Source organism: Sorangium sp. So ce1014 (assembly GCF_051521505.1).
Taxonomy (GTDB): domain Bacteria; phylum Myxococcota_A; class Polyangia; order Polyangiales; family Polyangiaceae; genus Sorangium.
The window spans coordinates 4,522,951-4,537,961 of record NZ_CP150356.1; the positions used below are offsets into that span (position 1 = coordinate 4,522,951).

10 protein-coding genes are annotated in these 15,011 nt (G+C 71.3%); 2 read left to right on the top strand and 8 right to left on the bottom strand.

Features of this window, described 5'->3' with window-relative positions:
- Window positions 1–576: 576 nt before the first annotated feature.
- Together WME75_RS17185 and WME75_RS17190 are read right to left on the bottom strand one after the other, a co-directional pair.
- A complete protein-coding gene (locus WME75_RS17185) occupies window positions 577–3,105 on the bottom strand; it encodes a catalase (RefSeq protein ID WP_437492111.1) in 2,529 nt (842 codons plus the stop codon).
- Window positions 3,106–3,299: 194 nt separating this feature from the next.
- Complete coding sequence (locus WME75_RS17190; protein WP_437492113.1) at window positions 3,300–4,238, bottom strand: hypothetical protein; 939 nt, start codon at window positions 4,236–4,238, stop codon at window positions 3,300–3,302.
- Between the two features lie 558 nt (window positions 4,239–4,796).
- Between WME75_RS17190 and WME75_RS17195 the strand changes: the two genes are divergently transcribed.
- Window positions 4,797–6,035, top strand: coding sequence for a YncE family protein (locus WME75_RS17195; RefSeq protein WP_437492115.1), 1,239 nt, complete (start codon window positions 4,797–4,799; stop codon window positions 6,033–6,035).
- Window positions 6,036–6,055: 20 nt separating this feature from the next.
- On the opposite strand, the gene WME75_RS17200 is transcribed toward WME75_RS17195, so the two are convergent.
- The 4 genes from WME75_RS17200 to WME75_RS17215 form a co-directional block, all read right to left on the bottom strand.
- Entirely contained in the window at window positions 6,056–8,971 is a 2,916-nt protein-coding gene (locus WME75_RS17200; protein WP_437492117.1) for a biotin carboxylase N-terminal domain-containing protein, read from the bottom strand.
- 2 nt (window positions 8,972–8,973) lie between these two features.
- Window positions 8,974–10,707, bottom strand: coding sequence for an acyl-CoA carboxylase subunit beta (locus WME75_RS17205; protein ID WP_437492119.1), 1,734 nt, complete (start codon window positions 10,705–10,707; stop codon window positions 8,974–8,976).
- Between the two features lie 269 nt (window positions 10,708–10,976).
- Window positions 10,977–11,387: a CBS domain-containing protein gene (locus WME75_RS17210; RefSeq protein ID WP_437492121.1), complete on the bottom strand. Its 411-nt coding sequence runs from the start codon at window positions 11,385–11,387 to the stop codon at window positions 10,977–10,979.
- A gap of 354 nt (window positions 11,388–11,741) precedes the next feature.
- The gene (locus tag WME75_RS17215; protein ID WP_437492123.1) at window positions 11,742–12,752 is read right to left on the bottom strand and encodes a LysR family transcriptional regulator; all 1,011 of its coding nucleotides are present in this window, start codon (window positions 12,750–12,752) and stop codon (window positions 11,742–11,744) included.
- A gap of 89 nt (window positions 12,753–12,841) precedes the next feature.
- Here WME75_RS17215 and WME75_RS17220 point away from each other — a divergent pair, with 89 nt between their 5' ends.
- The gene (locus WME75_RS17220) at window positions 12,842–14,074 is read left to right on the top strand and encodes an FAD-dependent oxidoreductase (protein WP_437492125.1); all 1,233 of its coding nucleotides are present in this window, start codon (window positions 12,842–12,844) and stop codon (window positions 14,072–14,074) included.
- 145 nt (window positions 14,075–14,219) lie between these two features.
- Here WME75_RS17220 and WME75_RS17225 read toward each other — a convergent pair whose 3' ends face one another.
- Window positions 14,220–14,639 carry an outer membrane protein assembly factor BamB family protein gene (locus tag WME75_RS17225; protein WP_437492127.1) on the bottom strand — a complete coding sequence of 140 codons (420 nt, stop codon included), beginning with the start codon at window positions 14,637–14,639 and terminating at the stop codon, window positions 14,220–14,222.
- Window positions 14,636–14,923, bottom strand: a complete 288-nt coding sequence (locus tag WME75_RS17230; protein ID WP_437492129.1) for a hypothetical protein — start codon at window positions 14,921–14,923, stop codon at window positions 14,636–14,638. Before WME75_RS17230 ends, WME75_RS17225 begins: the two co-directional genes overlap by 4 nt.
- Window positions 14,924–15,011 lie beyond the last annotated feature (88 nt).

Genomic DNA, 15,011 nt, shown 5'->3' on the forward strand with positions numbered 1-15,011 from the left:
TCAGTTGCCGGTCCAGGGCCAGCCGAGGGTCGATCTCCGCCCGTCCCCTCGAACGCATCTGTGGCCGACAGCACATGGATCCGCTCGTCGTCTCCCTCGTTACCTGCGAAATCCCCTCCGCCAGCGGGCGCAGCGCCCCCCCCCGGGGATTCCGCCCGCGCCACCGGCGCCGCTCGCCCGAGCAGGCCGAGCGCCGCGAGCCGCGGTACGCTGACGCGCACGGTCGCTTCAACCCGATCGACGTCCGGGATCCGCCTCTCTCCTGGAAAAATGAAGCTGTATCAACATCCGATCCATGCATCTTCGCGCGCGTAGGTGCGGTGGATTGAACAGTATCGGCAGCGGGTTTGAAGAATTTTATGGTGAGGATTCTCCTGTCGGTGAGCCCGAGGAGAACAACAACAGCAAATTGCCAGAGTTGTTTGAGTCTTTCGATGGCTCACGCATGTCCAAAAAGTCGGACTGGCGCTGCCGCGGGGCTGAGCTGAGGAGAGCCGTCGAGGAGCGAGACGAGCAGAAGCGGTGTTGGCGTGATTGTCGTCGTCCGCCGCCTGCTGGCCTTCAGAGATCGGTCCGTCAGACGGCCGGCGGCTCGGTCTGGCGTTGCCACGCGCGGTGCAGCGCGATCGCCTTGATGAACGCCGGGGCCGCCGCGGCCACCGCGTCGTCGGGCGTGGCGAGCAGGCCCGGGTCGGCGCCCGCGCCGGCCGCGGCGGCCCTCACGCCCGCGGCCTCGGCGAGCGGCGCGGCCGACGCCGGCACGAGGAGGGGCTTGCAGTGGCGGTACTGGAGCTGGACGAACTCGACAGCGAGCCCGTCGCGCGCCAGCGCCGCCGCGCCCGCGCCGGGCGGCAGCACCGCCGCGTCGAAGAGGACGCTCGGGGCGGCCTCGATCGTGACCTCGACCGGCAGCTCGTCGCCCTCGGCGGTGCGCACCACGCCGAGGCGCGCGCCGACGTAGCGGGGCACCGCGCCGGCGAGCAGCAGCGCGTCGTAGAGGGCGCCCAGCGCCGCGCCGCTCACGCCGTCGGCCACGAGGAGCGCGACGCGGCGGCCGAGGATGCGGCCGTCGCCGGGCCGGGCGAACAGCGACAGGGCCGGCGACACGGCGACCTCGGGGTCCTTGACGGGCGGCACCACCATCGAGAGCGGCTCGGGGAGCGGCATGCCGAGGTCGGCCGCGACGCGCGCGGCCAGCCCCTCGTCGACGTTCCGCAGCATCCGGACCATGCGCTCGCGGACGGCCTGCGTCTGCACGCGCGTCAGCTCGAAGCGGAAGGCGCGCGCGATGTGGTCGCGCTCGACGGGCGTCTGGCTCGCCCAGAAGAGGCGCGCCTGCGTGGTGTGGTCGGCGAACTTCTCGGGCTTCGCGCGCAGCTTGCTCGGCTCGGTCGTGGCCTGCTGGGCCAGGAGCCGCTCGGCGACCGAGGCGAAGCCGCGCGCGCCGGCCTGGAAGGGGCAGCCGCCGGCGAGCGAGTTGGGCTCGTAGCTCACGCGGCCGCGGGGGATCGCCTGGCGGTGGAACCCGTCGCGCTGGTTGTTGTGCACCTCGGCGATCGGCGCGTTGATCGGGATCTCGTGGAAGTTCGGCCCGCCGAGGCGCGACAGCTGCGTGTCGAGGTACGAGAAGTTGCGCCCCTGCAGCAGGGGGTCGTTCGTGAAGTCGATGCCGGGGACGACGTGCTGCGTGCAGAACGCGACCTGCTCGGTCTCGGCGAAGAAGTTGTCGGGGTTGCGGTTCAAGACGAGCCGGCCGACCGTGCGCAGGGGCGCGAGCTCCTCCGGGACGATCTTTGTCGCGTCGAGCACGTCGAAGCTCCACCGCTCGGCCTCGGCCTCGGTGAACGTCTGGATCTGCAAGAGGTACTCGGGGAACGCGCCGCCCTCGATGGCCTCCCAGAGGTCGCGGCGGTGGAAGTCGGGGTCGGCGCCCGAGATCTTCACCGCCTCGTCCCAGTCGAGCGAGTGCGTGCCGAGCACGGGAGTCCAGTGGAACTTCACGAGCGTCGCCTCGCCGGCCGCGTTGACGAGCCGGAAGGTGTGCACGCCGAAGCCCTGCATCGTGCGGTAGCTGCGCGGGATCGCCCGGTCGCTCATCTGCCACAGGACCATGTGCATCGACTCGGGCATGAGCGAGATGAAGTCCCAGAAGGTGTCGTGCGCGCTCGAGGCCTGCGGCATCTGGTGGTGCGGCTCGGGCTTGACGGCGTGCACCACGTCGGGGAACTTCATCGCGTCCTGGATGAAGAAGACAGGGATGTTGTTGCCGACAAGGTCCCAGTTGCCTTCGTCGGTGTAGAACTTCACGGCGAAGCCGCGCACGTCGCGCACCGTGTCGGCGCTGCCGCGCTCGCCCGCCACGGTCGAGAAGCGCACGAAGACCGGCGTCCGCTTGCTGACCTTCGCGAAGGGCGCGGCCCTGGTGAGCGAGGTGATGTCTTCTGTGCACTCGAAGTAGCCGTGCGCGCCCGAGCCACGCGCGTGCACGACGCGCTCGGGGATGCGCTCGTGGTCGAAGTGCGTGATCTTCTCGCGCAGGATGAAGTCTTCGAGCAACGTCGGGCCGCGGAGCCCCGCGCGCAGCGAGTTCTGGTTATCCCCGACGGGGACGCCCTGGTTCGTCGTCAGCGCCCGACCGAGCGAGTCGACCCGGTGCTTCTGCAGCGGCCCCTGGTTCGGGTTCGCGCCCGGCGCCGCCTTGGCGCCGTTCTTCTCGGACTCGTTGCTCTCGGTGATCGTGCTCGCGGTCGCGTCGAGGTTCTCGGGCGTCGCCGTGGCACCTTGCGGCACCTGTGGCAATTGGCCGCGTAGCGCGTACTCGGCGGGTTTGTTCACGTTCTCGGGGATCGCGGCGACGAGCGCCTCGGTGGCGTCGACCTTCGCGTCGAGGCGGTCGGCGGCCGCGACGTTGCGCACGCCGGCGTCGTCGCTGCTCGTCCCGCTGCCGAGCGCGGTCGCCGCGCGCTCGAGGAGGCTGCGCTTCGGCCGCGCCGCCCGCGGCTTCGCCGACGGGCCGCCCATCGATTGCTTGGCGCTGCCCGCGCCCTTTTCGCGCGGTGCCGGCTCTTTTGACGATGATTTCGCGGGGTCTTTGGGATCGGTCATGCGATGGCCTCCGGGGGGGAGCCGGGGCTTTCAGCAAGGAGCACACCAACGCTCGTGCTTCAGGCGGGCGCCCGGGCGACCGACGCGCGGCCGGGTCCGTTGCGGCGCCTCGCGGTGTTGTCCCCGAGCAGACGAGCTTGCCGCCCTGCCGGAGCGCGCACGACCAGCGCGGAAGGGGTAGGGAGGGGCGCGCGTCAGCCGCCCGACGCGATCCAGCAGCCGTTCGCCTGCCCTCCCCACGCGCCCGAAAGGTGGAACTTGTCCGGTGGATAGATGCCCCCCGGGGGACGCCCAGCGACGGTGATGCGGCGTTCGTGGTCATAACAATACGAGCCGCTCATGTAGAGATAGCGGTCTTTGCCGCCATGGATCGTCGTATTGAGCGTGGCCTGCGTTCCACTCACGGTTTGCCAGCTTCCGTCGACGCGTCTTTCCATCCTCACCGTCAGGTCGTCGTGGCCGTCGCCTTGGCTGACGAAGCAGGCTCCCGCGACGATGCGCGAATATTTGCCCAGATAGCCGCTCGCTGTCCAGCTCGGCAACGACGTGGTCATGTTCAGCAGTTGCTCGGAATCGTCCACGCCGCCGAACGAGAGCGTCTGATCGTCGAAGTAGCTCTGCCATGAGGCCGCCGCGCAGTTCCCGGCGGTCACCTCCGGCCCCGCGTTGTAGACCACGGAGAGCATCTGGTAGCCTCCGGTGATCGAGGCATGCTGCTCGAGGAGCCGCGGCGAGACCTCTGCCGAGGCGTCGGCGCTCAGCAGATACTCGACCGGCGTGATCTCGGTCCCGTCTTCGTGGACGAGCGGCAACAGCTTGTCGTCCTCGGGCGAAGAGACCACCAGGACGCCGATCTGGGGCACCGCGCTGCGCGGATCCTCGTCGATCAGCGATACGGTCCCGACACGTGGCACCACGAATCGATTCAGCACCTTGCCTTCGACCCTCTCGAGGTCTCGAGCGGGCGGGTCGCCGGCGCCCTCCTCGGGGGCTTTCTGCCTGAAATCATGCGAGGCCTGGCTCGCCGACGCCTCCTCCGAAGCTCCCCCCGTATCGCCCATCTCGACCGCGCAGCCTGCTGCGAGCAGCGTAACTGCGACGAGACCACCCAGAATGCGTCTGTCGTAGAACATGCTTGTCTCCGTCTCTGGTTGTGTACCCTGCGCATTCAGAGCATTGCATTGACCGTGCCTGCGCGCCTACCCCGGGGATCGCCCGGATTTCAGCCCATCAGGAGCGAGCAACGTGGTACAGCGTCGTGGCGCTGTCATGCAGTCGTGACGCCGTGGTGTCATGCCCGTGTGACAGGAGCCCGCCTGCGGTCCATGTCGGAGGCGCCGTGTCGAGGGGCTGCGCTGACCTGCGGCTCGACGTCGTGATGCCGCTGTCCTCGTGGCCCAGATCCGGAGATGACAGCGCGCACCTCACCGCGGCGCTCGCGGGCGCACCGGCCGCTCCGGGGAGGGATGCTGGCCCCGGTCGTGTAAAAATTTACAGTGTGGGCTCGGCGTGCCTCGAGAGCGAGCTCGGCGCCGACGTCGCCTGGGCGAGGGTCGTCCGGAGCGGCCGTCGGTCAGGCGCCTCTGGAGCGCACGGGCGGGCTGATCTGTGGTAGGGCAAGCCGCGTCCTGCGCGGGCGGCTGCTACGATGCGGCGAGCACGGGCTGGCGGCGCTCGTCTCGAGGTCATCCATGGTCATTGCGCGATTCCTGGGTTGTGCGTTCGCGGCGGCGACGCTGGCGAGCTGCAGCGACCCCGATCCCATCATCGAAACTCGCCACGGTGCTTACGAGGGCGACGCCTATCCGAACCGGCGTCCGGAGATCGTGATTCCGGACGGCGGAATGGGCGTGGTGACCGATAGCCTCTCCGATACGATCTCCCTCATCGCGCTCGAGACCGGGGAGCGGTTCGGCGTCCTCCCCGTGGGCCGCGAGCCCGTGACGATCGATGGGCCTCACCGCGTGGCCGTGGACGCCGCGGGCGGCGCGCTCTTCATCGCGCTGTCGTACCCTGCCATCGCCGGCTCGAGCGGCCCCCACGCGGTGCACGGCGGGAGCGCGGTGGCCGGCTATGTCCAGAAGCTCGCGCTCGACGACCTGCGCATCCTCGGGCAGGTGCGCGTCGAGGCCAACCCGGGCGACATCGTGATCTCGGAGGACGGCGGGCGCGTGGTCGTCTCTCATTTCGATCTCAAGCGCGCGCTCGACAACCCGGAGGATCCCGCGGCGGCGCGCTCCTCGCTCGCGGTCCTGGATCCCGACGCGGACTGGCCTCATGGCGCCGCCGCGCCGACGCTCATCCCGGTCTGCAAGGCCGCGAACGGGATCGCCCTCTCGCGGCCGGACGGCGCCCGGGCCTACGTCGCCTGTTATGGCGACGACGCCCTCGCGATCGTCGACCTGACGGACCCGGACGCCGAGGTGAAGCTCATCCCTGTCGGGCCGCCGCTGCCGTCGGACTCCCACTCGTCGTCCTACGGGCCCTATGCCGCCGTCATGTCGCCCGATCAGAAGACCATCGCCGTGAGCAACACCGACAGCAGGGACGTGCGCTTCTTCGATGTCGCGTCGGGGACGTTCGACGACTCCAGGACGATCCTCACGATCGGTGCGCCCTATGTCAGCGCGTGGACCCCGGACGGGAGCGCCATCTACGTGCCGACGCAGGTGCCCGACACGATCGTGCGGATCGGCATGACCCAGGACGACAGCAACGCTGTCATCCGGAACATCAGCGGGGAATGCTTCAGGCCGCACCTCGCGGAGCTCGACGAGGAGCACGGGCTCTTCATCGTCTGCGAGGGCGACCAGACCGTGACGCCGGGCAAGGTGCTCCGGCTCGATCCCGAGACGCTGGAGACGCGCAGCGAGGCCGAGGTGGGCCTCTTTCCCGACGCGTTCGCGCGCGTCGCGGCGCGATCGCGATAAGGAACGTCGCGGTTCCTCCCTCAGAACCCCTGCGGGTCGAAGACGGCGTCCACATACCGCATCGTCTGCTCGCGCCGGCGGCGCTTGCGATCCCCCGCGTCCTCCTCCACGTGCGCCTCATCCGGCCTGACGCGGAAGAGCGGCTGTCCCTTCTGCACGATCGTCCCCTCGCCGCCGTCGATGAGCACCTCCTCGATCGTGCCGGAGAACGGCGCGAGCACCTTGTTGAACATCTTCATGACCTCGAGGACGTAGAGCGGATCGCCGGCGTCGAAATGGCTCCCCTTCGTCACGAAGGCGGGCCGATCCGGCGCCTCCTGCGCGTAGAACATGCCGCCGGTGACCGCGACGATCTCGTTCGCCCGCATCGCGGGGGGCGGCGCGAGGACCTTGCGCATCCGGGCCGAGAGCTCGCTGTCGAGCAGGCGCTCGGGGAGGGCGACCGTCCCGTCCTCCCGCACGTGGAGCTCGAAGAAGCGCGCGGCCTCTCCCGCGAGGACCAGCGCGTCGAGGAGCTCCAGCCCCGCCTGGAAGCCGAGGTGGGAGCCGCGGACCCTCCGCCAGAGCTCGCCGTCATGGCCGGGAGGCGCGGTGTCCTGGGACAGGACCTCTCGCAGCACAGGCCACGACGGCGCGCTGCCCGCCTGGCCCATCCGCTCGCCGAGGCGGCGATAGAAGCCGAGCGCGCGCGCGAGGAGCTCCTGGTCGTGATCCCAGATCGCGTGGGCCGCGGGCGCGTGCGGCTGCGGCGCCATGTTGAGCAGCCAGTACGTGTCCGCGAGCACCTCGACCGGGTTCTTGAGCCAGCGCACCCGCCCCGACCGGACCTCGAACGCCCCCATGTTCCGGCTGAGCCACGCCGACAGGAGGTGCGGCTCCGCGCAGATCCGCTCCACGGGGCGGCGCACAAGCGTGTCCTTGAGCGCAAAGACCTTCCTGAGCGCCGCCCCGTCCGCGCCATCGGGGGCCCCGGACAGCGCCGCCAGCCGGCGCGCGTGACGGGCGCCGAGCTCGGCCCACATCGCGTCGAAATCGAGGCCCCCGAGCTCCACCGAGAGCAGGCCGACCTGCGTGAGGTACGGGACCACGAAGCGCGTCGTCGGCCTCGCCCACACGCTCCGCGCGAGGAACCAGTGCACGAGCCCGTAATGAAACAGGAGGTTCGTGTGCAGATCGCTGCCGCGCAGCGTGGTCGTGCGCAGGATCTCGCAGAGCCGCAGATAGGCCTCCTCGCGGGAGCCGCCGTAGGTCACGAGGAGCGCGATGTTGCTGTCATACGCGCCGGCGAGCCGGTAATGCATGAACACCCCCGTGTCGGGGTTCTTCGCGCAGATGCCCTGATCGTCGCGGATCTCGTGCGGGTGCGGGTCGCTCCAGGAGACGATGACGCCGCCCGCGTGCGGCTCCAGCGCGCCGTTCGTGGCGTTGAGGCGCGCCTCCACCGCGGACCCCTCCCGCCGCGCGCGGATGGGCCGGGGCAGCCGCTCCCCGTGGCGCGCGAGGAGGACCATGCACTCGATGAGCGAGGTCACCTCGAACGCGTCGGCCGGATCGTCCGGGCTCTCGAAGCGGAGAGCATAACAGAGCTCCGACACCCGGTGCTCGACCTGGATCCGGGTGTTGACCTCCATGAAATAGTGATGATCGCCCTCGACGATGCACTCGAATGTCGAGGCCGAGTTCAGCCCCGCCGCCCGCCCGAACCGCTCGGCCTCGTCCTCCATCCGGGCGAGCGAGGCGAGCTCGCGCTCGAGCGACGCCGCGCCGCGCGGGTCGCCCGCCGCGCGCGCCCGCTCGATCGCCTCGCGGAGCCCCTCCTGCGTGATCGCCACCTCGAGCAGCTTCTGCTCGTGCATCTGCAGCGAGCAATCGCGCCCGCCCAGCGCGACGCACCACGCGCCGTTGCCGATCAGCTGGATCTCGTTGTGCCGTGTCTCCTCGATGTTGAGCTCGAGCAGGATGTTCTTGTTGTCGCCGACGCCCGCGGCCTTCACCTCGGCGAGGACCTCCCGCGCCAGCGCGGGGACCTCGGCCGCCCGCGCGCGCGCCGCGGCCTCGGGCTCCGCCGCGCCGGGCGCGATGCCGGCGAGCAGCCGCTGCCCCTTGCCGCCGCCGCCGCCGATCGCCTTGAGCCGGATCCGCCGCCCCGGGTGGCGGGCGAGGAGCTCGGCCGCGCCCCGCTCCAGCTCCGCGCAGAGCTCGTCGGTCGTGTAGAGATCCACGCGCCGCGCGTACGCCGCCGCGAGCAGCGCGTCCGCCGCCTCGGCGAGCGGGACCTCCCCGGCGAGCCGCGCCGCGAGAGACGGCCCGCCCAGCCCGCGCTCGGCCGCGGCCGCGCGCAGCGCCGCGTGATCCGGCCACTTGCGGAGCACGATCCGCCGGGTCGCGTCGTCGATGCCGGGCGTCACGCTGACCGCGGTCGCGAGCGCCGTGCGCTTCGCCTCGTCCTTGAGCCCGGCGGCGCGCTGGACCGACGAGCGAGGGCCGATGAACACGAGCCCCGCCTCCTCGAGGGTGCGCACGAACTCCTCGTCTTCGGCCATGAAGCCGTAGCCCGCGAACACGTGCGTGTAGCCGCCCTCCCGGGCGATCGCGACGATCTCGTGCATCCGCTTGACGCGCTCGTCCTTCGTCGCGCCTGTATAGTCCTTCACCCGGTGCACGTGCGCGGGGTGGATGCAGCGCAGCTCGGGCGCCAGCGCGTGCGTGTAGACGATCGAGTCCTTCTCCGACAGGAGGATGCCGTACCGCTCGATCCCCATCTGGGCGAAGACGTCCATCGCCTCTTTCCGGATCGGACCCCGGCCGACGATCAGCGGCCGCACGTCCTCGGCGGCGAAGGAGCGCACCCACGCCGAGCTCGATCGCCCGAGCCTGCGGTCGCGCACCACCATCGGATTGCGGTCGTAACCGCGCTTGCTCACGAAACCATCCATGGTCAATGAAACTCCCGCTGAACGCCGGCGAACGGCCCTGGCTGGTAATGGCGGAGCAGGAACTCCAGGTTCTCTCCGATCACCGAGCGGAGCTCGTGCGGCATCACCAGCCGCGAGATGGAGCCCAGGCTGAGCCCCTCGCGCGGGTTCATGAGCTCCCGCTCGTACCGCGCGCTGAACTCGGCCTCTCTCGCCTTGAGCCACGCCGCGGCCTCCTCGCGGGCCTCGGCCTTCGCCTTCGCGTCGTCCGTGCCGCGGCCGAGCCGCTCCTTGACGCCGGCCTTCTCCCTGGCGCTCGCCTGCGCGCGCACCTTGCGGAGCTCGTCCTTGTAGACGAACTCCTTGCCGGCCGGCCCCATCACCGCGACGCGCGTCGTGGGGAGCGCGAGGACGACATCCGCGCCGGTCGCGTAGTTGTTGAACGAGGCATAGGCGCCGCCGAACGCGTTGCGCACGAGCAGCAGGATGCGCGGGGTGCGCACGTCGATGATCGCGTCGAGCATCGCCCGGCCGGCCTGCACGATGCCCATCGCCTCCTGCTCCCTTCCCGGCAGGAACCCGGTGGTGTCCTCCATGAAGAGGAGAGGGATGTTGTAGAGGTTGCAGAAGCGGATGAAGCGCGCGTTCTTGTAGGCGGCCGCCACGTCGATCTGCCCCGACGCGACCGCGCTGTTGTTCGCCACGAAGCCGACGACGCGCCCGCCGATCCGCCCGAACGCCGTGATCGTGTTGCGCGCGCGCTGCGGCTGCACCTCGAAATAGTCACCGTGATCGCAGATGCGCTGGATGAGGATGCTGATATCGAGCGGCGTATTGTAGCCTGTCGGCGACGAGATCGTCCTGCGGAGCAGCGTATCGATCTCGGTCGTCTCCCGGTCGAGCGGGTCGCTCGTCCGCTGGAAGGGCGGGCTCTCGCGGTTGTTGCTCGGCAGGTAGCCGAGCAGGCGGACGGTGGTGCGCAGCGCGCCGACCTCGTCGGGCACCGTGAGATCGGCCACGCCCGAGGCGCCGTGGACGCGCGGGCCGCCGAGGTCGTCGGGCGAGACCACCTCGCCGAGGACCGATTTGACGACCGCCGCCCCGGTCAGGCCGAAGAACGTCCCGCCCGGCTGGATGACGAAGCTGCCCTGCCGCGGCAGGTAGGAGCCGCCGCCCGCGTTGAACCCGAACATGCACATGATGCTCGGCACCACGCCGCTGATCTTGCGCAGCGCCGCGAACGCCTCGGCGTAGCCGTCGAGCCCGCCGACGCCCGCGGGGACGTAGGCGCCGGCGCTGTCGTTGAGGCCGACGAGCGGGATCCCCCGCTCTCCCGCGAGCTGGAACAGCCGGGCGAGCTTGCGGCCGTTTGTCGCATCCATCGACCCGGCGCGGATCGTGAAATCGTGGCCGTAGAGCGCGACGTCGCGGGTGCCGATGCGCAGGATCGCCGTGACGAGCGAGGCGCCGTCCAGGTTGGGCCCCCAGTTCTCGAAGATGACGCGCGGCGGCTCGGGGGTCAGCACGCGGATGCGCTCCCAGATCGTCATCCGGCCTTTGCTGTGCTGCCGGATGATGTTCTCCGGGCCCGCGGACACATAGGGGCGCCGGCGGAGCTCCTCGGCCTCCCGCAGCGCGGCGTCGTACGCCGAGGCGGGCGCGGCCGCTTCGCCGGAGCGCTCGTCGAGCGGATCGTCGAGCGAGGGCACGACGGCGGCGGGCTTTGTGGCTAGTTCGTTGCGATCAAGGGGACTCATGGACAGGACATGCACTGTACCATGGCGCGATCTCCGGGCGCACCTCGCGCGCCCGGCGAGGCGCGGGCCGGCGCCCGCGTGGGGCGCGTGTGGGGCGCGGCACGGGGCCCCGACCTCGGCTGCTGCTCGGGCCGGCCGCCGGCGCGGGGGAGGCGAGCGCGTCGAAGCGCACGCTCGTGGAGCTCACGATTCACCGGGACGAGGTGGGTTATCCGGTCCGGGTGCGACGGGCGATGACCGGCTGTCGCTTCGCGCTGGCCGGGCCGCGGTCAGGCGGTCTCTTTCTCGGCGAGCAAGGCGGCCAGGACGGCCAGGGCGTCGGTCGTCGTGAAGACGCCGACGACCTGTGCGCCGTCCAGCACCACCGCCGAGCCGTACTTGCGCTCGGCCATCTCGCGGACCACCTCGGAGAGCCGCGCGTCCGGCGCGACGGCGTAGGGGCACGGCGACATCGCCTCGCTCACGAGGAGATCATCGCCCTGCTGGTCCTTGAGCGTCTCGATCCAGTAGATGTCCCGCTCCGAGATCATGCCGACCAGCCGGCCGCCGCGCAGCACCGGCAGGTGCCGGATGCGATGCCCGCGCATGAGCGTGCGGGCGAGGCCGACCTTCTGATCGGCGCCGATCGAGTGCGGGCTCCTGGTCATGCAGTCCTGGATGCGAAGCGTGGAAGAGCTCATGGGGCCTCCGCCGGGGCTGGGCTTGCGTGATGGTTCGTGACCGTGATTCGTGATTCACGGATTCAGTGATTCGGTATTTGATGGGGTAGCAAGATGCGGACCATTGGGTGGAACTCGGCGCTCACGGTACCGCCGCCAACGCGGCTGAGCGCGTTGCCCCGACGCGTTGCCCGAGCCGATGCACGGCCTGCGCCGCGCTGGACGTGCGAGCCCCCGCCGTCCCCGAGCGCGCGCCCGCAGCGGCTGCGCGCGGACGCAAGCCGTTCGCCGGGCCGCGTCGGACGGAACGGATTCCACCTCTTCGCGCGCTGTCGAGAGGGGGTTCGAGGTGGGGATTCCCATGGAGGACGGAGGTCAACTCCCGCCTTTCCGCCCTCCGGCTCGCGCCGAGGGCGCGGCCCGCTTCTTCGCCCTGCGCCTGCTCTCCGTCGCGTGGCCGCGCGCGCGCGGGCCGTCGCGCAGGGCGGCGATGACGAGCTCGCGGAAGCAGCGGGCGCCCTCGTCGAGGTGCGTCCGCTCGTGCCAGACGAGCTGCATGCGGAAGATCATCGCGGGCAACGGCGGCTCGACGATGGCGAGCGGCGCGATCCGCGCGAGCGCCTCGGCCATGCGGCGCGGCATGCCGGCGACGAGATCGGTGCTCGCGGCGACGACCGCCGCGGCGGAGAAGGTAGGGACCGTGACGGCGATCTGGCGGTGCAGCCCGTGGGCGGCGAGCAGCTCCTGGGCGGCTCGGTTGCCGATGCCGCCGCGCCCGAGCGCGAGGTGGATGTCGACGTGGCGCAACGAGTTGAAGAGCTCGCGCGTCAGCCGGCGGCGGGCGCACGGGTGATCGCGGTGGACAACGAACACGCTGTCCTGCTCGTAGAGGTCCGCGGCGTGGTGGCCGGGCGGGAGCGGGTGGGCGGGCGCGAGCGCCGCGTCGATGTCGCCGCCGGCGAGCCCGCCGGCCGCCTCGAGGTGGTCGACGCTCACGACGCGGAGGTTCGCGCGCGGCATCTCCGCCGCGAACGACCGCGCGATCGCCGGCAAGCTGCAGATCTGGTCGACGTCGGAGCACGCCAGCGCGAACGCGCGCGCGGTCGCCTTCGGGTCGAACGACCGCTCCCCCTCGAGCGCCCCGGCGATCTCCCCGAACGCCGCCCGGAGCCGCGGCGCGATCTCCTGCGCGCGGGGCGTCGGGGCGAGGCCGCGCCCGCTCCGCACGACGAGCGGGTCTCCGAGCTCGGCGCGCAGCCGCGCGAGCGAGTTGCTCACCGCCGACGGCGTGACGTGGAGCCGCCGCGCCGCCCGCGCCGCGCTTCGCTCCTCGAGCACCGCGTGCAGGACGAGCAGCAGATTGAGGTCGATGGCCGATAAGTTCACGGGTAGTGATGATTACCATCACGGATCATCACTGGCAATGAGTGCCAGTCGCCCCCATGCTGGCCCGGACATCGAGAGGAGGTTTCGGGATGACACAGCGAGGTGTGCGGCGTGCGATCCTCGTCGGCGGGGGCATCGCGGGCCCGGTGCTCGGCATGTTCCTGCGGCGGCTCGGCGTGGCGGTGACGATCTTCGAGGCGCGCGAGGCGCCTCTGGAGCGCGAGGGGGCGTTCCTGGGCATCGCGCCGAACGGGATGAACGTGCTCGCCGATCTCGGCATGGCGGCCGCGGTACAGGCGCGGGGCGCGCCCTGCGCGGGGATCCGCTTCGAGAACGCGCGCGGCCGGCGCATCGGCGTGATCGACCAGCGCGACGCGGCGCGGCGGTTCGGGGCGGGGCTCGTGATGATCCGGCGCGGCGCCCTGCGCGCGGAGCTCGCGGAGGAGGCGGTCCGGCGCGGCGTCGAGATCCGGTACGGCATGCGGCTCACCGACATCGACCGGTCGGATCCGCGCGAGGTCGTGGCGCGCTTCGGCGAGGGCGGTGAGGCGGGCGAGGCGCGCGGCGACGTGCTCATCGGGTGCGACGGGTTCCGCTCGCGCACGCGGGCGAGCGCGCTGCCCGAGGCGCCGGCGCCGGGTTACACGGGGCTCCTCGATTTCGGCGGGTTCGCGCGCTGCCCCGGCGCGCCGCTCTCGCCCGGATGGAACGTGATGGTGTTCGGCCGGCGCGCGTTCTTCGGCGCGTTCGCGGCGCCGGGGGGCGAGATCTGGTGGTTCCACAACAGCGGGGAGCCCGACCCGGGGAGCGCCGCCTCGCCGGGGCCGCTGCGCGAGCGCATCCTCGCGCTGCACAAGGGCGATCCGGGCTGGATCTCCGACGTGGTGCGCGCGACACCGGAGGTGCTCGGTCCGTGGCCCTTGCACGACATCCTCACGATGCCGCGCTGGCACGCCGGCCGGGTCTGCCTCATCGGGGACGCGGCGCACGCGGCGACCCCGCACGCCGGCCAGGGCGCGTCGCTGGCCATGGAGGACGGCATGCTCCTCGCGATGTGCCTCCGGGACGAGGCCGAGCCGGAGCAGGCGTTCGCGGCCTTCGAGCGCCTGCGGCGGCCGCGCGTCGAGGCGATCGTCCGCCAGGCGCGGCGGCACGGCAGCCGCAAGGCCGTCGCCGGCCCGGTGGCGGAGTGGTTCCGCGACAGGGCGCTGCCGCTGTTCCTGCGGATCGGCGCCGCCGCGCAGGCGCGCGTGCACGCGTACCGCATCGACTGGGAGGCGCGGGCCGAGGTGCGCGGGGGCGGGGAGGGGACTCGCGGATGAGCCATCGCTCATCTCCCATTGACGTGGCGGCGCATCTCCTCCGGAGCGCCCGGCGGTGCGCTCTACGGGAATCGACATCGATGTGAAACGTGGCCTCCTGGCCGACCTGGACGAGCCTCGCCGGACCTCGACGCCTCGGTGCGCGTCAGTCCTTGTCGTCGGCCTGGGCGACGTTGCCCGGCACGCCCAGGGCGACCGCGGCCATCCCTTTGCCCTTGAACCGGTTGTGCCAGAGGCTCTGGCCGGTGAACGAGAAACACTCGATCTCGCCCTGCTTGGCGACGAAGAGCCGGTCTCCCTCCAGGAGGAGCGTGGCGCGGCCCTGCGTGGCGGTCTCCGCCTGCCAGAGCAGCTCGCCCGTCGGGTAACGCAGGCAGGCGACGCTGCTGAAGGTCGCCGCGTAGATCGCCGCAGGCGTGATCAGGAGGGCGGTGGACGAATACCCGGCGCCGCCCTGCTTGTGCTCCCAGAGCACGCGCCCGGTGACCGGGTCGACGCCGAAGATCTGATCCAGGAACGCCGCCACCAGCACCGGCGCCGCCGCGATTGTCCGGTATTCGCTCATCCGTTGCCTCTCTTCCTGATTGCGCCCAGCGAGCAGCTATCAGCAGGGGGGGCAGCGCGGCAAGCTGCGGGCACCCGCGCGGTCGCGCGCCGTGCGCACGGCGGACGATGCGCGCTCGCATGGGCTCCCGGCGGAAAGGCGAGGACGCGCAACACCGCCCGCACCTCCATCTGGTCTCGGTCCTCGGTGATATCCCGATCCTCGGCGTGCTCGTCCAGCGCCATCGGCTCGTACAGCGCCATCGATCGAGCGACACGCGCATGGAGGATCGAGATCTTCAGCACCCCGCGTAGCGTCAACCGGGCGCGGTGCTCAGCGCCGCGAACCTGGGGGCGCCGCTGTCCGCCTGGTCGAGCGTGCGGGGGCGGCAAC